Here is a 16,824-nt window from a genome sequence, read left to right as displayed (position 1 = left end):
TGGCCCCTCCTGAGCCGGACGGCGCGCATCGGGATGATCGGCGCGTATCCGGACGGGCGGAGCGCATCGGGATGGGCGGAGCGCATCGGGATGGGCGGAATGCACGGGACGGGGCGGTGCGGCGGATCGGGGCTACACTCGGGAGCCGTGACCCGATCCCCCGATACCGACGCCCGCAGCGGATCGCACGACGTCCCCTCGCTCGCCCTCGAAACCGCGGTGGTCGCCGCAGCCGAGGCGCGCGGGATCGCGCTGGATGCGGCCCAGCGCGCCGTGCTCGGCGAGGCCGCGGCGATCCTCACCGCTGCGGGATCCCGCCCCGATGCGTCGGCCCCCGTGGGGCTGTTCCTGCACGGGCCGGCCGGCCGCGGGAAGACCTGGCTCATGACCGAGCTCTTCCGCGCCGCACCGCTGCCTGATGCGGCGAAGCGGCAGGTGCACTTCCACACCTTCTTCCAGGAGCTGCAGCGCCGCTTCGGCGCCCGGCTCAGCGCTCGCGACGCAATCGAAGAGACCGTCACCTCGCTGCTCGACGGCACCGCGCTGTTCTTCTTCGACGAGCTGCACGTGCACGACCCGGGCGGGGCGAGCCTCCTCAACCGGCTCGTCGCCGAACTCTGCGCACGGGGCGTGCCGACCCTGCTCACCTCGAACTACGCGCCCGAGCTGCTCCTCGACAGTCCGGTCTACCATCACGTGGTCGAGCCGAGCGTCCGGCTCATCCGCGAGCGCTTCGCGGTCCGGGATCTCGACGCGGGCGTCGACTACCGGCGGCTCCGCGGCGCCGGCGGACACGGGCCGGGATCGATTCCGGCGCCGGGATCGGTGCTCGGCTCGGCGCCGGGATCTGCGGCGGAGTCAGCGGCACAGTCGGAACCGAGCGGCGAACCCGGGTCGGGAGCGCGGGACCGGAGCGCGGAGCCGCACGGCGGGGCTCGGCAGGGCTTCGCGGCGGGACGCTGGATCGTGGTGCCGTCGGACCGGGACGCGGACGCGGCGCTGACGGCGGCGGGCCTCTTCCCGCCAGACCCCGGAGAGGCGACGACCGTGCTCGAGGGGCATCGCGCGCTGCGTGCACGGGCCGACCGCGCTCGGGCCGCCGGCACCGCCGCACGAGCCGCCGCGGGCGAGATCTGGTTCGACTTCGCGGAGCTGCTCGAAGCCCCCTCCATCGCCCAGGACTACCTCGACCTCGTGGCGACGCACGACCGCTGGGTGCTCACGGGCGTCCCGCCGCTCGCGGCGGCGAGCCGGGAGGCCAGGCAGCGCTTCGTCGCCCTCATCGACGTGCTCGCGCACGCCGAGGCGACGCTCGTCATCTGCGCCGCAACGGATCGGGCGTCGTTCGCCGCCGTCTCCGATCCTCCGCCCGACCTCTTCCGCGCGGAGAGCCGACTCGCACTGCTCGGCGAGTGAGCCGGCGCGGTGGGCGAGCCAGCGCGGTGAGCGAGCCGGCGCGGTGAGCGAGCCGGCGCGGTGAGCGAGCCGGCGCGGTGAGCGAGCCGGCGCGGTGGGTGCGTCGGATCGGCGAGTGAGCCGACGCGGCAAGTGCGCCGGTCCAGCGCGTCTTCCCGCCTGCGCCGCTCAGCTCGCGCGGGGGTGCGCGGTGAGATAGTGCTCCCTGAGCGTGTCGGCGGTGACCTGGGTGTAGATCTGGGTCGTGGCGACGGAGGCGTGCCCGAGGAGCTCCTGCACGGTCCGCACGTCGGCGCCGCCGGCGAGCAGGTGCGTCGCGAAGGAGTGGCGCAGCGTGTGCGGTGAGACCTCCGCGGTGAGCTCGGCGCGCGCGGCGGCGGCGCGGATCACGAGCCAGGCGGTCTGGCGCGAGACGCGACCGCCGCGCGGCCCGACGAAGAGGGCGGGCGTGCCGCGCCCCCGCTCGACCATCGCAGGTCTCGCCCGCACGAGGTACGCTGCGAGCGCGCGCCCGGCGTAGCCGCCGTAGGGGATGAGCCGCTGCTTCGCGCCCTTGCCCGTGACCTGCACGAAGCCGCCGTCGGCGAGCGCGCGCTCGGGGTCGTGCCAGGCGTCGCCGCCGCCGTCCTGGGCGAGCAGATCGTCGACGTCGAGCGCCACGACCTCGCTCACGCGCGCCCCGCTGGCGTAGAGCAGCTCGAGCAGCGCGCGATCCCGCAGCCCGACGGCGTCGTCGCCGCCGGCGGCGGCCAGCAGCGCCTCGACATCCTCGATCGGCAGGGCCTTGGGCAGGCGGAGGGCGCGCTTGGGCGTGCGGACCGCGCTGCCGGCGTGCGTCTCGAGCAGCCCCTCCTCGAAGAGGAAGCGGTGCATCCCGCGCACGGTGGAGAGCCGGCGGCTGATGGACGCCGGGGCGAGGCCGCCCTCCCCGAGCTCGGCGACGTACGCCGACAGGGTGTCGGGGGTGACGGCTTCGAGCCCGGCGACGCCGTGCTCGGCGAGCCACGCCCCGTAGGCCGCGAGGTCGCGGCGGTAGGCGGCTTGGCTGTTCGCCGACAGGCCCCGCTCGAGGGCGACGTGACGCAGGAAGCGCTCCGCGCCCCGCGCCGCGCTCACCCGGCCGGCACCCGCGCCGGGATCCGCGCCGGCACCGGGATCCGCGCCCGCGGGCATCAGACCGAGCGCTCCCCCCGCGCCGCCTCGCGCGCGGTCCACGGCAGCTCCGGATCCCGCAGCGTGCGCCATCCCCGACCGCGGGACGCGGCCGCGGCGAGCACCGCGTTCACCGTCACGGCATTTCGGATGCGGCCGGCGAGGGCCGCTTCGACGGCCTCGTCGAGCGGCACCCAGTGCGGCACGAGTTCGGCCTCCTCCTCGCCGCGCGCGAAGTCGTGCGCGACGGGGCTGAGGTCGCGTGCGAGGAAGATGCGCATGGCCTCGCTCGAGCCCCCGGGGGACAGCACGAGGTCGAGCAGCAGATCCCAGCGGTCGGCGCGGAGATCGGCTTCCTCGGCGAGCTCGCGCCGCGCGCAGTCCACGCCGGTCTCGCCGGGCGCGTCCATCAGCCCCGCGGGGATCTCCCAATTGCGCTGGGCGATGGGGTGCCGGTACTGCCTGATGAGCAGCACGCGATCCCGCGCATCGATCGCGAGCACCGCGACGGCGCCGGGGTGGTCGACGTAGTCGCGCACGAGCTCGCCGTCCCCGAAGGCGAAGCGATCCCGGCGCACGTCCCAGACGCGTCCGCCGACGAGCACCTCGCTCTCGAGCAACGGGACCTCGGCGGGCGCGTCGGCGAGGTCGTCGCCGAGCGGCCGCGCTCCCCCGTCCGTCATCGCCGCCGTCACTCCCCGTCGACGGCCTGCGCCTCGTCGACCTCGAAGAGGCGCGCGGCCTCCCGCCGGTCGATCGCCGCGCCGACGAGACCCGCGAAGAGCGGATGCGGGGTACCGGGGCGCGAGCGGAGCTCCGGGTGGGCCTGCGTCGCGATGTAGAAGGGGTGCGTCTCGGCGGGGAGCTCGACGTACTCGACGAGCTGTCCGTCGGGGCTGGTGCCCGAGAAGCGGAGCCCGGCCGCCGCGATCTCCTCGCGATAGCGGTTGTTCACCTCGTAGCGGTGCCGGTGGCGCTCGCTCGCCACGGGCGCGCCGTAGAGCTCCGCCGCGAGGGAGCCCTCGGCGAGCGCCGCCTCGTAGAGACCGAGGCGCATGGTGCCGCCGAGGTCGCCGCCGTCGATGATGTCGACCTGCTCGGCCATGGTGGCGATGACCGGCACCGCCGTGTCAGGGTCGAACTCCGTCGAGGAGGCCCCGTCGAGGCCGGCCACGTTGCGCGCGTACTCGATGACCATGCACTGGAGGCCGAGGCAGAGGCCGAGCGTGGGGATGGCGTTCTCGCGGGCGAAGCGGAGGGCGCCGAGCTTGCCCTCGATGCCGCGGATGCCGAAGCCGCCGGGCACGCAGATCCCGTCGACGTCGCCGAGTGCCTCGCGCGCGCCTTCCGGGGTCTCGCAGTCGTCCGAGGGGACCCAGCGGATGTTCACCTTGGTCGAGTGCGCGAAGCCGCCGGCGCGCAGCGCCTCCGTCACCGAGAGATAGGCGTCGGGCAGGTCGATGTACTTGCCCACGAGCGCGAGCGTGACCTCGCCCTTGGGCTGGTGGACGGCGTCGAGCACCGGCTGCCAGCCGCTCCAGTTCACCTCGTCGGCCCGCGCGTCGAGTCCGAGGTTCTCGACGATGATGCGGTCGAGCCCCTGCGTGTTCAGCAGTTTCGGGAGGTCGTAGATGCTCGGCACGTCGATCGCGTTGACGACCGCGTTCTCGTCCACGTCGCACATGAGCGCGATCTTGCGCAGGTTGTCGTCGGTGACGGGCCGGTCGCTGCGGAGCACGAGCGCGTCGGGCTGGATGCCGATCGATCGCAGCGCGGCGACGGAGTGCTGCGTCGGCTTGGTCTTCTGCTCGCCCGAGGCCCCCATGAAGGGCACGAGCGAGACGTGCACGAAGAACACGTTCTTGCGGCCCAGCTCGTGCCGCACCTGACGGGCGGACTCGAGGAACGGCTGCGACTCGATGTCGCCGACGGTACCGCCCACCTCGGTGATGATGACGTCGGGGCGGGGGTCCTCCTGGGCCTGCAGACGCATCCGGCGCTTGATCTCGTTCGTGATGTGCGGGATGACCTGCACCGTGTCGCCGAGGTACTCGCCGCGGCGCTCCTTGGCGATGACGGTCGAGTAGATCTGCCCGGTCGTCACGTTCGCGGCCTGCGACAGGTTGATGCCGAGGAAGCGCTCGTAGTGCCCGATGTCGAGATCGGTCTCCGCCCCGTCATCGGTCACGAAGACCTCGCCGTGCTGGAACGGGTTCATGGTGCCGGGATCCACATTCAGATAGGGATCCAGCTTCTGCATGACGACGTGCAGCCCGCGCGCCGTGAGGAGATTGCCGAGGCTGGCGGCCGTGAGGCCCTTGCCGAGGGAGGAGACGACGCCCCCGGTGACGAAGATGTGCTTGGTGACTTTGGCCTGGTCCGCGTTCTGCTCTGTTCCCACGGGCTTCAATCCTATCAGTTGAACTTCGGACACGACATCGGAGACCGGCGCCCCGGCGCGGCGCTCAGCGCAGCTCCTGCCTGGGCACCCACACCTGCTTGATGATCATGAGCACCATCGCGGTCACGGGGATCGAGATGAGCGCGCCGAGGAGCCCGAGCAGCGTACCGCCGGCGAGCGCGCCGATCACGACGAGCGAGCCGGGCACGGACACGACACGGTTCATGATGCGCGGGGTGAGCAGATAGGACTCGATCTGCATGTAGATCAGGTAGTAGGCGGCCGCGATGATCGCGGTCATCGGCGAGTCGAAGAGCGCGACCGCGGCGACGAGCACCGTGGCGAGCACGGAGCCGATGAGCGGGATGATGGCGAGGAGGAACACGCCGACCGCGACGAGGCCCGCGAAGGGCACTCCGACGATCGTCATCATGACGAAGCCGAGCACGGCGTTGATGAAGGCGAGCACCACCATGCCGCTCACATACCCGCCCACGGACTTCGTGACCTGCTCCGTGATGTCGATCACCTGGGCGCGGCCCGAGCGCGGCACGAGGGAGTAGAAGGCGCGTTTGATCGTCTGCAGCGAGGCCAGGAAGTACAGGGTCAGGATCAGCACGATCAGCGCGGCCGTGAGCCCGTTCGCGATGCCGACGCCGGCCTGCCATACGCCGCCGGCGAGCTGGGCCCAGTTCCCCGGATTGGTCACGAGGTCCTGGCCCATGCCGAGCAGGCCGTCGAGGTCGATGTACTGCCCGAAGCGCTCGTTGAGATCCAGGAACCACGGCTGGTGCGTGACGTCCCGGAACAGGGCGGGGGCGCTGCGCACGAGCAGCGCGATCTGGTTCGCGATCATCGGGATGATGATGGCGAGGAGCGCCACGATGACGAGCACGAAGCCGCCGAACACGATCCCGATGCCGAGCGGGCGCTTCACCCCTTTGCGTTCGAGCCGGCGCACCACCGGGTCGAGGCCGAGGGCGACGAAGAGCGCCGCGACGACGTACATGATGATGGTGCTGAGCTGCTCGACCATCCCGCCGAAGAGCACCGCGATGAGCACGCCGAGCGTCACCGTGAAGCCGAGCTGGAAGGGGCTGCGCACCACGAACTCGCGGGTGGGGTGCTTCGCGCGCGCCTCCTGCGCGTCGGCTGCGGCCTCGCGCGCATCGCGGTACATCGCCCGCGTCTCGGCGTCCAGCTGCTCGAGGTCGGCGTGCACGACGGCCGGATGCGAGTCGAGATACGCCGCCTTCGCCGCCGCGTCGTCGTCCAGCGCGGGCTTCACCCGGCGACCGCGCAGTTCGCGGCCGAACATCTTCACCATGGGGGGAGCGTAGCACCCGGCGGGGACATTCGCGGGCGACGACTCAGGGGCGCAGCGCGAGGAGCTCGGCGGCGTGCTCGAGCGCGCTGCCGGAGTCGCTCAGCCCCGAGAGCAGCCGCGCCATCTCCGCGAGTCGCTCCTCCCCCTCGAGCCGACGGCAGCTCGACTCGGTGAATCCGCCCGAGGAGTCCTTCACGACCTGGAGATGGTTGGTCGCGAACGCGGCGACCTGGGCGAGGTGGGTGACCACGATCACCTGCGAGCTGCGGGCGAGGCGCGCGAGCCGGCGGCCGATCTCGATCGCCGCCGCGCCGCCGACGCCCGCATCGACCTCGTCGAAGACGAAGGTCGGCACCGGGTCGACGCCCGCGACCACGACCTCGAGCGCGAGCATCACGCGGGAGAGCTCGCCGCCGGAGGCGGACTTCGCGATCGGCCGCGGCGCGGCCCCCGGATGCGGGGCGAGGAGCAGCTGCACCTCGTCGCCCCCCGACGCTCCGAGGCTCTCCAGGGGGGCCACCCGCACGAGGAACTCGGCGTCGGGCAGCGCGAGCTGCCGCAGCTCGACCGTCACGAGCTCCGACAGCCGCGCGGCGGCGTCGCGTCGCAGTCCGGACAGCCGCTCCGCGAGCCCCTGCTCCTCCGCGCTCGCGCGCTCCAGTCCGTCGGCGAGCTCGCCGATCGTCTCGTCGTCCCCATCGAGCTCGGCGAGCCGGGAGGCGGCATCGGCGCCGTACGCGATGACGGCCGCGGTATCGGCGCCGTAGAGCCGGAAGAGGCCGTTCAGGGCGGCGAGGCGCTCATTGGCCCGCGCGAGCTCCCCCGGCCCCTCCTGATCGAGGTCGTCGCCGTAGGCGGCGAGCTCCCGTGCGGCGTCCGCGAGCTGGAAGCTCACGCCGCGCAGCGTCTCGAGCACCGCCGCCAGCCGATCGTCGTGGCCGGCCACGCGCTCGAGGGCCTGCACGGCGCCGTCGACGAGGCCGTTGGCGTCGCGCATCATGGGGTCGTCGGAGTCGCTCACGAGCGCCTCGTGGGCGCTCCCGCTCGCCTCGCGGAGCGCCTCGACGTTGCCGAGAAGCTCGACGCGGCGCAGCAGCTCGTGCTCCTCCCCCGGCTGCGGGTCGACGGCTGAGATCTCCTCGAGCTCGCCGCGCAGCCGCGCAGCCTCGGCGGCGCGCTCCTCCCGCGCGGCCGTGAGCTCCGCGTGCCGGGCGGCGAGCCGCTGCCGCTCGCGGTGCGCCCCGGCGTAGGCGCGCAGCACCTCGGCGAGCTCCGCGCCGCCGAAACGGTCGAGCGTCTCCCGCTGCGCCGCCTGCGAGCGCAGCCGGAGCTGCTCCGATTGGCCGTGCACGGCGAAGAGCCGTTCGGCGAGACGGCCGAGGCTCCCGACGGGCGCGGCCGCGCCGCCGACCGTGGCCCGGCTGCGTCCCTCGGCGCTCACGGTCCGGCCGAGCACGAGCTCGCCCTCCTCGACGTCGCCGCCGAGCTCGTCGACGAGCTCGGCGACGGCCGGGTCCGACGTCCGCACGAGTCCGCCGACGCGCGCCTGGCCCGCCCCGCTCCGCACGGCGCCGGCGTCGCTGCGCTCGCCCATGAGGAGCCCGAGCGCCGTGACGACCATGGTCTTCCCCGCCCCGGTCTCGCCCGTGATGGCGGTGAAGCCCGGCCCGAGCGGGAGCGTGGCGTCGGCGATCACGCCGAGATCCCTGATCCGCAGCTCCTCGATCATGCGACACCCTCGCCCTCGCGGCGATTGCCCCGCCAGCCGGAGACCGGCAGGTGGAACTTGCGCACGAGGCGGTCGGAGAACAGCGCGCGGTTCAGGCGCGCGAGCCGCACGGTCTCGGTGGATCGGCGCACCTCGACGGTCGACCCCGCGGGCAGCTCCGTGCGCCGCCGGCCGTCGCACCACATGACCCCCGGTCCGATGTTCTCGGGGAGGATCCGCACGCTCAGCTCCGAGTCGGTGCCGGTGACGAGCGGGCGGTTGAAGAGGGCGTGGGCGGCGATGGGGACCATCAGGATCGCCTGCACGCTCGGCCAGACGACGGGTCCGCCGGCCGAGAAGGCGTAGGCGGTCGACCCGGTCGGGGTCGCGATGACGACGCCGTCGCAGGCGAAGGTGGACACCGGCTGCCCGTCGACGCCGATGGCGACCTCGAGCATGCGGCGCTGCTTCTCGACGCTCGCCTCGTTGAGCGCCCAGGTGTCGGCGATGACCTCGCCGTCGCAGGTGGCCCGCACGTCGATCGTGAGCCGCTCCTCGACCGTGTAGTCCCTGGCGAGGACGCGCTCGATCGTCGAGGCCAGGTCGTAGCTCTCCATCTCGGCGAGGAAGCCGACGTGACCGAGGTTGACGCCGACGATGGGGCAGGCCGAACCGCGCAGCAGCTCCGCGGCGCGGAGGATCGTGCCGTCGCCGCCGAGCACGATCGCGGCCTCGAGATCCTCGATCGAGGTCTCGCGGCCCAGCTGCTCGATGCGCTCGACGGCGATGTGCTGGGCGAAGTCCTCGCGATCCTGGGCGTCGAGCACCGGGATGACGCCGGCGGCGTGGAGCGCCGAGACGGCCTCGACGGTCGCCGCGACCGCTTCGTCGCGATGCGTGTGGGAGACGATGAGGAAGCGTCGCTCGCTCTGCTCCGGTGCCGTGATCATGTCCCTCCCTCGGCTCGTGCGCGCCGTGGCGCGTCGGTGGTGCGGCGGGAGCCGGCGAGCTCCGCGATGCGCGCCTCCCATTCTGTCGGATCCGCCTGCGCCGCAGGCGCGAGATGGACGAGGAACTCGCGGTTCCCCGTGCCTCCGGCGATCGGGGAGGGCACGATCCCGCGCGCGGCGTAGCCGGATGCCGCCGCGGCGCGCAGCGCGATCCGGATCGCTTCGGCGTGCTGCGCGGGATCCGTCACCACGCCGTCCTTCACCCGCCCGACCTCGAACTGGGGCTTCACGAGCAGGAGGAGCTCGGCGTCGGCGGCCGCGCAGCGCGCGATCGCGGGGAGGATCAGCGCGAGGGAGATGAAGGACAGGTCGGCGACGACGAGCCCGGGTCGCTCCGAGACGCCGGTGCCCGCGGCGAGGCTCGGCGCGTCGAGGTCGCGCGCGTTGCAGCCCTCGAAGAGGTGGATCCGGGGATCGCCGCGCAGCTCGGGCGCGAGCTGGTCGTGGCCGACGTCGACCGCGAGCACGGCGCGTGCGCCCCGTTCGAGCAGCACCTGGGTGAAGCCGCCGGTGGAGGCGCCGAGATCGAGGGCGAGACGGCCCGCCGGGGAGATGGCGAAGGCGTCGAGCCCGGCGAGGAGCTTGTGGGCACCTCGGCTCACATAGCGGTCCGACGAGGCGACGGAGACGCTCGCGCCGTCCGGCACCCGAACGCCGGCCTTGCCCGCGGGCGCGCCGTCGATGCTGACCTCGCCCCGGGCGATGAGCTCGGCCGCACGGCTGCGCGAGCGGACGAGCCCGGTCCGGGCGAGCACCCGATCGAGACGCTCCGGCTCCCCCGACCAGACGGCCGCGCGAGCGGCGGGCTCAGTCACCGTGGTCTCCGCGCTGCAGCTCGGCGAGCAGCTCATCGTGGAGCTGCTCGAAGCCGGCGGCCCGCGCCGGCAGCGGCTGCGACTCGATCAGCTCGATCCTGCCGAGCAGGCCGTCCTCCTCGGACGGCTCCTCGGGCTGCTGCTCGCCTGCGCTCATGCGACCAGCCTAGCCCCCGCCGCCGACGTCGCGGGTCCGTACGACGGCTACGCCCAGTGGTCCTCGAGCAGCGCGTCGGGCACCTTGATCCCGTAGATCGCGAGCCCGGAGGCCCACACCGCAGCGCAGCCGGCGCGGAGCAGATCCAGCGGGGAGTCGCCCTCGGCCACGATGCTCGCGATGTGCCCGTCCATCCTCACCTTCGCGGTGCCGACCTGCATCGTGCCGTCCTTGAGGCGCACCGTCTCCGGGTAGGGCGCGTGGAGCTCGGCGAGCGTAGCGACGATGTAGTCGGGCCGCATGTCCTGGGAGGCCGCGATGAGCTGCTTGGGCCGGTCGACGCCGGTGAGCACCTGCAGCGACGGGATCCCTGCGGCGACGGCGCCCTTGATATCCGTGTCGAGCCGATCGCCGATCATGAGCGCCTCGCGGGTGCCGAAGCGCGCGAAGGCGGCCTCGAAGATCGGGGTCTCGGGCTTCCCGGCGAAGACCGGGAGCCGCTGCACCGCCGTGTGCACCGCGGAGACGAGGGTGCCGTTGCCCGGCGCGAGGCCGCGGGCGACGGGGATCGTCCAGTCCGTGTTCGTCGCGATCCAGGGCAGCGGGGGGCGGCCGGGCTGCTCGGCGAGCGCGAATGCCGCCTCGGCCAGGTGCGCCCATCCCACCTCGGGGGCGAATCCCTGCACGACGGCGGCGGGGTCGTCGTCCGCGCTGCGGGTGGCCTCGAAGCCCGCTTTCTCAAGCTCGTCGACGAGGCCGTCGCCGCCGACCACGAGGACGCGCGCGCCCGGCGCGACGGTCTGCGCGAGCAGTACCACCGCGGCCTGCGGCGACGTCACGATGTCCTCGGGCTCGGGCCGCAGGCCGAGTTCGCGCAGGTGCGCGGCGACCGTGCGGTCCGTGCGGGAGGCGTTGTTCGTGATGTAGCCGATGCGGGCGGACTCCGCCGCCCGGTTGAGCTCCGCCACGGCCCCCGGGATCGCGCCCGGGCCGCGGTAGACGACCCCGTCGAGATCTGCGAGGAGGAGTTCCCGGCCCGTGATCGGGGCGGGCCCGACGGGGGTGCGCTTCGTGCCGAACAGACCCATCTACGCCCGCTCCTCCGCGTCGGAGTCGGCCGCGTCCGCCACCGTATCCGCCGAATCGTCCCGCGGTGCCTTCGCACCCGTGTCCGTGTCCGTGTCGATGATGCCCGCCTCGGCGAGGAGCTCGTCTACCTCGGCCGCGATCGCGTCCTCGAAGCGCTCCGGAGCGTCGGACGCGGCGTTCGGTGCGGGATCGGATGCCGCGTCGTCCGCGGTCCCCGTCGCCGAGTCGGCCACGGGCGCGGCGCCCGCTCCCTCGGCGTCCGCGCTCTCAGAGCGCTGAGCAGAGAGCGCGTCGTCGGCTTCGACGGCGGTCGCATCGTCGGCCGCGTCGACCGTCGCATCGTCCGAGCTCATGGCGTCATCCGAGCTCGCGGGACCGTCCGAGTCGGCGGCATCGTCCGAATCGACGGGCGCGTCCCCATCCGATTCCGCGGGCCCGTCGAGCTGTTCCGCGGATTCGAAGATCTCGAACACCTCGAGCTCGTCGAGCGCGCCGAGATGCTCCTGCAGTGCGGCCGCGGCGCGATCGGCATGGCGCTGCCAGAGCTCCGCGTCCCCGGTGCGCCCGAGATCCTCGAGCACGGCGGCGTAGGCACCGAAGAGATCGGGGCTCCACGAGAACGCCTTGCTGGGGTTCAGCTCGGGGATCTCCAGTTCGAAGAGCGCCTGCTGCGTCTGGCCGAGGTCGAGCCGTGCCCCGGACATGGCGATGGCCAGGTGCACCCGCTGCTCGGTGTCGAGGGTGGAGGGATCGACCTCGTGCCCCGTCTCGATCGCCTTCTCCGGACGGCCGAGACCGCGCTCGCAGTCGACCATCAGCGCGACGTGGCCGTCGAGCCCGCTCAGCCGTCGGTAGGTGCGCAGTTCCCTGAGGGCCAGCGCGAAGTCGCCCGTACGGTACGCCGTGATGGCGAGGGTCTCGCGGCTCACGGGGATCCGCCCGGCGCGCCGGCTCGCCGAGAGGGCGTGCCGATGGGCCAGCTCGGGATCATCGTCGATGAGCAGCGCCACCATGGCCAGGTGCCGCGCGACGCGATCCTGCACCTCCGCCTGCAGCGTCTTCAGCTCATTGCGCGCGGCGGGATGGAGATCCCGTGCCTGCACGTCGTCCGGGATGATCGGATCAAGATGCTCCGCGCGCACCGGACGCAGTTCGTGCTGCAGGCGCTCCGCTTCGCTGAACGTGCGGCCCTGGCCGCCCCGGTCGCTCCGGCCGCCGCCTCGGGTGCCGCCGCGCCCGTAGCCGGGCCGCTCGTCGCCGCCGTCGCGCCGCGGGCCGCGGTCGCCGCGGTCACCGAAGGACCGCCGCTGGCGGTCGTCGCCCCCGCGCTGCGGACGGTCACCGCCCTCGCGCCTCGGGCGATCATCCCGGTCGCCGAAGGAGCGCCGGGGACGGTCACCGCCGTCGCGCTGCGTACGACGATCGTCCCGATCGCCGTACGGACGCCGCGGACGATCATCCCGGTCACCGAAGGAACGCCGAGGACGGTCGTCTCCCCCGCGCTGCGAGCGATCACCGCCGTCGCGCCGCGGACCGCGGTCGCCACGGTCATCGAACGAGCGCCGCGGACGATCGTCGCGGTCGCCGAAGGAACGCCGGGGACGGTCATCACGGTCGCCGAAGGAACGCCGGGGACGGTCATCACGGTCGCCGAAGGAACGCCGGGGACGGTCACCGCCGTCGCGCTGCGGACGACGGTCGTCCCGATCGCCGTACGGACGCCGCGGGCGGTCGTCCCGGTCACCGAAGGAACGCCGAGGACGGTCGTCTCCCCCGCGCTGCGAGCGATCGCCGCCGTCGCGCCGCGGGCCGCGATCGCCACGGTCATCGAACGAGCGCCGCGAGCGGTCGCCGTCGCGCTGCGGCCGTCCCCGGTCTCCCTGCGGGCGACGGTCGTCCCGGTCTCCCGAGGAGCGCCGCGGACGATCGTCGTCGCGGCGCGGACCGCGATCATCACGGCCCGCACCGCGGCCGTCGTCGCGCGGCTTCCGGGGTCCGCGATCTGCGGGATCGTTCCGTTCGGGGCGATCGTTCATGGGGAACCTCCGGTGCTCAGCGCTATTGAAGTGTCTGCAAACATGACAAAAGGGTCGTACGATGCGAACCAGCTCTGGTTCACACTGTACGACCCTTTTGTGTAAAGGGTGTCCGGCGGTGTCCTACTCTCCCACGAGGTCCCCCTCGCAGTACCATCGGCGCTGTCAGCCTTAGCTTCCGGGTTCGGAATGTGACCGGGCGTTTCCCTGACGCTATAACCACCGTAACGCTATCAACATATCAACCACCCACCCCCACACACGAGCACGAGGGGTTGGTGTGGCCGTCCGTTGGGAACCACAAAGTGAACGCGAACATCGTTAGAAAAAACCCATGCACCCACCCACACACAAAGCGGAGGGGGGTGAAGAAATCAAGTCATCGGCTTATTAGTACCAGTCAGCTCCACACGTCACCATGCTTCCACATCTGGCCTATCAACCCAGTCATCTCCTGGGAGCCTCACACACCCCGAAGGGTGTACGGAGATCTCATCTCGAGGCCGGCTTCCCGCTTAGATGCTTTCAGCGGTTATCCATCCCGAACGTAGCCAACCAGCCATGCCCTTGGCAGAACAACTGGCACACCAGAGGTCCGTCCAACCCGGTCCTCTCGTACTAGGGTCAGATCCTCTCAAATCTCCAACGCGCGCAGAGGATAGGGACCGAACTGTCTCACGACGTTCTAAACCCAGCTCGCGTACCGCTTTAATGGGCGAACAGCCCAACCCTTGGGACCAACTCCAGCCCCAGGATGCGACGAGCCGACATCGAGGTGCCAAACCATGCCGTCGATATGGACTCTTGGGCAAGATCAGCCTGTTATCCCCGAGGTACCTTTTATCCGTTGAGCGACAGCGCTTCCACAAGCCACTGCCGGATCACTAGTCCCGACTTTCGTCCCTGCTCGACCTGTCAGTCTCACAGTCAAGCTCCCTTGTGCACTTACACTCGCCACCTGATTGCCAACCAGGTTGAGGGAACCTTTGGGCGCCTCCGTTACTTTTTGGGAGGCAACCGCCCCAGTTAAACTACCCACCAGGCACTGTCCCAGAACCCGATCAGGGTCCGTAGTTAGATATCCAATATGACCAGAGTGGTATTTCAACAACGACTCCACCAACACTAGCGTGCCAGCTTCACAGTCTCCCACCTATCCTACACAAGCCACACCGAACACCAATACCAAGCTGTAGTAAAGGTCACGGGGTCTTTCCGTCCTTCTGCGCGTAACGAGCATCTTTACTCGTAGTGCAATTTCGCCGAGTTCACGGTGGAGACAGCTGGGAAGTCGTTACGCCATTCGTGCAGGTCGGAACTTACCCGACAAGGAATTTCGCTACCTTAGGATGGTTATAGTTACCACCGCCGTTTACTGGGGCTTAAATTCAAAGCTTCGGACCAAAGCCCTAACCTCTCCTCTTAACCTTCCAGCACCGGGCAGGCGTCAGTCCGTATACATCCACTTGCGTGTTGGCACGGACCTGTGTTTTTAGTAAACAGTCGCTTCCCACTGGTCTCTGCGGCCACCACACCCTTTCCCACGCAAGGCGGTATAAGCGGGTGGCCCCCCTTCTCCCGAAGTTACGGGGGCATTTTGCCGAGTTCCTTCACCATGATTCTCTCGATCTCCTGAGTATTCTCTACCTGACCACCTGAGTCGGTTTGGGGTACGGGCAACAATGAACCTCACGCCGATGCTTTTCTTGGCAGCATAGGATCACCTGCTTCCCCATACGGGTCCGCATCACATCTCACCCACACAGAACGAACTATTCATCCGCTCCGGGCTACATGCTTACACCGGGACAACCATCGCCCGGCACAGGCTACCTTCCTGCGTCACACCTCACGCTCACCACCCCAGCATCGGGTTCACAGCCGCCACCCAGGCATCACCCGAAGGATCCACCCAAGCATTGGTTTGTTTAGCACTACTGGTTAGGTCTTTGACGGTCCACCGCCGGTACGGGAATATCAACCCGTTGTCCATCGACTACGCCTGTCGGCCTCGCCTTAGGTCCCGACTTACCCAGGGCAGATTAGCTTGACCCTGGAACCCTTGGTCTTCCGGAGGACGGGTTTCTCACCCGTCTTTCGCTACTCATGCCTGCATTCTCACTCGTGTGGCATCCACGACTGGATCACTCCGCCGCTTCACTCGCCACACGACGCTCTCCTACCCATCCAACGAACTGAACCACGAAGGCTTGTCTACACGCTGAATGCCGCAACTTCGGTGGTGTGCTTGAGCCCCGTTACATTGTCGGCGCGGAATCACTTGACCAGTGAGCTATTACGCACTCTTTCAAGGGTGGCTGCTTCTAAGCCAACCTCCTGGTTGTCACAGCAACTCCACATCCTTTTCCACTTAGCACACGCTTAGGGACCTTAGTTGGCGATCTGGGTTGTTTCCCTCTCGACTATGAAGCTTATCCCCCACAGTCTCACTGCTGCGCTCTCACTTACCGGCATTCGGAGTTTAGCTGACGTCAGTAACCTTGTAGGGCCCATCGGCCATCCAGTAGCTCTACCTCCGGCAAGAAACACGCAACGCTGCACCTAAATGCATTTCGGAGAGAACCAGCTATCACGAAGTTTGATTGGCCTTTCACCCCTATCCACAGCTCATCCCCTCAGTTTTCAACCTAAGTGGGTTCGGCCCTCCACGACGTCTTACCGTCGCTTCAGCCTGGCCATGGATAGATCACTTCGCTTCGGGTCTAGGACATGCGACTGAATCGCCCTATTCAGACTCGCTTTCGCTACGGCTACCCCACACGGGTTAACCTCGCCACATATCGCTAACTCGCAGGCTCATTCTTCAAAAGGCACGCCGTCACACCAACAAGGGTGCTCCGACGGATTGTAAGCAAACGGTTTCAGGTACTCTTTCACTCCCCTCCCGGGGTACTTTTCACCTTTCCCTCACGGTACTAGTCCGCTATCGGTCATCTGGGAGTATTTAGGCTTATCAGGTGGTCCTGACAGATTCACACGGGATTTCTCGGGCCCCGTGCTACTTGGGATACACACCACGCGGCCAAGGCATTTCGCGTACGGGACTCTCACCCACTCCGGCCACCCCTTCCAAGATGTTCCGCTATACCTTGACGCTCACGCTCGGAGATCAGCAGCTCTCCACGGCACGTCCCACAACCCCGATGATGCAACCCCTGCCAGGTATCACACACCACCGGTTTAGCCTCATCCGGTTTCGCTCGCCACTACTCCCGGAATCACATGTTGTTTTCTCTTCCTGTGGGTACTGAGATGTTTCACTTCCCCACGTTCCCTCTACCCGCCCTATATATTCAGGCGGGAGTCACCAGGTACGCACGCGCCCTGGCGGGGTTTCCCCATTCGGAAATCCTCGAATCACAGCCCGTTTATCGGCTCCCCGAGGCTTATCGCAGATTACTACGTCCTTCTTCGGCTCCAGATGCCAAGGCATCCACCGTTTGCTCTTAGAAACTTGAAATCACATAAGTATTCAGAAAACGCACCACACACCAACACCCACCCAAACAGGTGACCATCAATGCGGGCACGACCAATGAAATAAATCTAAGTATTCAACACCACCCCGCAAAACAGGATGATGTTGAGATGCTCGCGTCCACTGTGTAGTTCTCAACGTACGGTCAGTCCCGACCCGCCCGGCAACACGTCCGAACAGCCCGGGCCAGAAAACCAAGTCCACCCACACCCCC

General features: G+C 69.4%; 12 protein-coding genes and 2 rRNA genes. 2 read left to right on the top strand and 12 right to left on the bottom strand.

Annotated elements, in window-relative coordinates; all coding sequences use genetic code 11:
* Nucleotides 1-147: 147 nt before the first annotated feature.
* Nucleotides 148-1,416, top strand: coding sequence for a cell division protein ZapE (zapE, locus tag MUN78_RS02775; protein WP_244728658.1), 1,269 nt, complete (start codon nt 148-150; stop codon nt 1,414-1,416).
* Nucleotides 1,417-1,584: 168 nt separating this feature from the next.
* Here the strand turns inward: zapE and MUN78_RS02770 are convergent, their stop codons facing one another.
* The 10 genes from MUN78_RS02770 to MUN78_RS02725 all read right to left on the bottom strand — a co-directional run bounded on the left by MUN78_RS02770 (nt 1,585) and on the right by MUN78_RS02725 (nt 12,178).
* The gene (locus MUN78_RS02770; protein ID WP_244728657.1) at nt 1,585-2,589 is read right to left on the bottom strand and encodes a site-specific tyrosine recombinase XerD; all 1,005 of its coding nucleotides are present in this window, start codon (nt 2,587-2,589) and stop codon (nt 1,585-1,587) included.
* Complete coding sequence (locus MUN78_RS02765; protein ID WP_244728655.1) at nt 2,589-3,251, bottom strand: NUDIX domain-containing protein; 663 nt, start codon at nt 3,249-3,251, stop codon at nt 2,589-2,591. The genes MUN78_RS02770 and MUN78_RS02765 overlap by 1 nt, the downstream gene beginning before the upstream one ends.
* Before the next feature lie 8 nt (nt 3,252-3,259).
* Nucleotides 3,260-4,969, bottom strand: a complete 1,710-nt coding sequence (gene pyrG / locus MUN78_RS02760) for a CTP synthase (RefSeq protein WP_244728652.1) — start codon at nt 4,967-4,969, stop codon at nt 3,260-3,262.
* Between the two features lie 64 nt (nt 4,970-5,033).
* Nucleotides 5,034-6,296, bottom strand: coding sequence for an AI-2E family transporter (locus tag MUN78_RS02755; RefSeq protein ID WP_244728650.1), 1,263 nt, complete (start codon nt 6,294-6,296; stop codon nt 5,034-5,036).
* 43 nt (nt 6,297-6,339) lie between these two features.
* A complete protein-coding gene (recN, locus tag MUN78_RS02750) occupies nt 6,340-8,025 on the bottom strand; it encodes a DNA repair protein RecN (protein ID WP_244728648.1) in 1,686 nt (561 codons plus the stop codon).
* On the bottom strand, nt 8,022-8,954 hold the full coding sequence (locus MUN78_RS02745) for an NAD kinase (RefSeq protein WP_244728646.1): 933 nt from the start codon (nt 8,952-8,954) through the stop codon (nt 8,022-8,024). Before MUN78_RS02745 ends, recN begins: the two co-directional genes overlap by 4 nt.
* Entirely contained in the window at nt 8,951-9,829 is an 879-nt protein-coding gene (locus tag MUN78_RS02740) for a TlyA family RNA methyltransferase (protein WP_244728645.1), read from the bottom strand. The genes MUN78_RS02745 and MUN78_RS02740 overlap by 4 nt, the downstream gene beginning before the upstream one ends.
* Nucleotides 9,822-9,986, bottom strand: a complete 165-nt coding sequence (locus MUN78_RS02735; RefSeq protein WP_244692898.1) for a hypothetical protein — start codon at nt 9,984-9,986, stop codon at nt 9,822-9,824. The genes MUN78_RS02740 and MUN78_RS02735 overlap by 8 nt, the downstream gene beginning before the upstream one ends.
* A 47-nt stretch (nt 9,987-10,033) precedes the next feature.
* A complete protein-coding gene (locus MUN78_RS02730) occupies nt 10,034-11,074 on the bottom strand; it encodes an HAD-IIA family hydrolase (protein ID WP_244728643.1) in 1,041 nt (346 codons plus the stop codon).
* On the bottom strand, nt 11,075-12,178 hold the full coding sequence (locus MUN78_RS02725; RefSeq protein WP_244728641.1) for a hypothetical protein: 1,104 nt from the start codon (nt 12,176-12,178) through the stop codon (nt 11,075-11,077).
* Nucleotides 12,179-12,202: 24 nt separating this feature from the next.
* Between MUN78_RS02725 and MUN78_RS02720 the strand changes: the two genes are divergently transcribed.
* On the top strand, nt 12,203-13,216 hold the full coding sequence (locus MUN78_RS02720) for a hypothetical protein (protein WP_244728639.1): 1,014 nt from the start codon (nt 12,203-12,205) through the stop codon (nt 13,214-13,216).
* A 5-nt stretch (nt 13,217-13,221) separates the two neighbouring features.
* On the opposite strand, the gene rrf is transcribed toward MUN78_RS02720, so the two are convergent.
* Nucleotides 13,222-13,338, bottom strand: a 5S ribosomal RNA gene (gene rrf / locus MUN78_RS02715).
* Nucleotides 13,339-13,481: 143 nt separating this feature from the next.
* Nucleotides 13,482-16,592 (bottom strand): 23S ribosomal RNA (locus MUN78_RS02710).
* Nucleotides 16,593-16,824: the final 232 nt, after the last annotated feature.

This window comes from Leucobacter allii, assembly GCF_022919155.1.
GTDB lineage: Bacteria > Actinomycetota > Actinomycetes > Actinomycetales > Microbacteriaceae > Leucobacter > Leucobacter allii.
This window is presented reverse-complemented; position numbering and strand designations above follow the sequence as displayed.

Excerpts from the sequence above, each read along its gene's own strand:
- MUN78_RS02770 (WP_244728657.1), bottom strand. The coding sequence starts at position 2,589 with ATGCCCGCGGGCGCGGATCCCGGTGCCGGCGCGGATCCCGGCGCGGGT.
- MUN78_RS02765 (WP_244728655.1), bottom strand. The coding sequence starts at position 3,251 with ATGACGGACGGGGGAGCGCGGCCGCTCGGCGACGACCTCGCCGACGCG.
- MUN78_RS02755 (WP_244728650.1), bottom strand. The coding sequence starts at position 6,296 with ATGGTGAAGATGTTCGGCCGCGAACTGCGCGGTCGCCGGGTGAAGCCC.
- recN (WP_244728648.1), bottom strand. The coding sequence starts at position 8,025 with ATGATCGAGGAGCTGCGGATCAGGGATCTCGGCGTGATCGCCGACGCC.
- MUN78_RS02745 (WP_244728646.1), bottom strand. The coding sequence starts at position 8,954 with ATGATCACGGCACCGGAGCAGAGCGAGCGACGCTTCCTCATCGTCTCC.
- MUN78_RS02735 (WP_244692898.1), bottom strand. The coding sequence starts at position 9,986 with ATGAGCGCAGGCGAGCAGCAGCCCGAGGAGCCGTCCGAGGAGGACGGC.
- MUN78_RS02730 (WP_244728643.1), bottom strand. The coding sequence starts at position 11,074 with ATGGGTCTGTTCGGCACGAAGCGCACCCCCGTCGGGCCCGCCCCGATC.
- MUN78_RS02720 (WP_244728639.1), top strand. The coding sequence starts at position 12,203 with ATGCTCCGCGCGCACCGGACGCAGTTCGTGCTGCAGGCGCTCCGCTTC.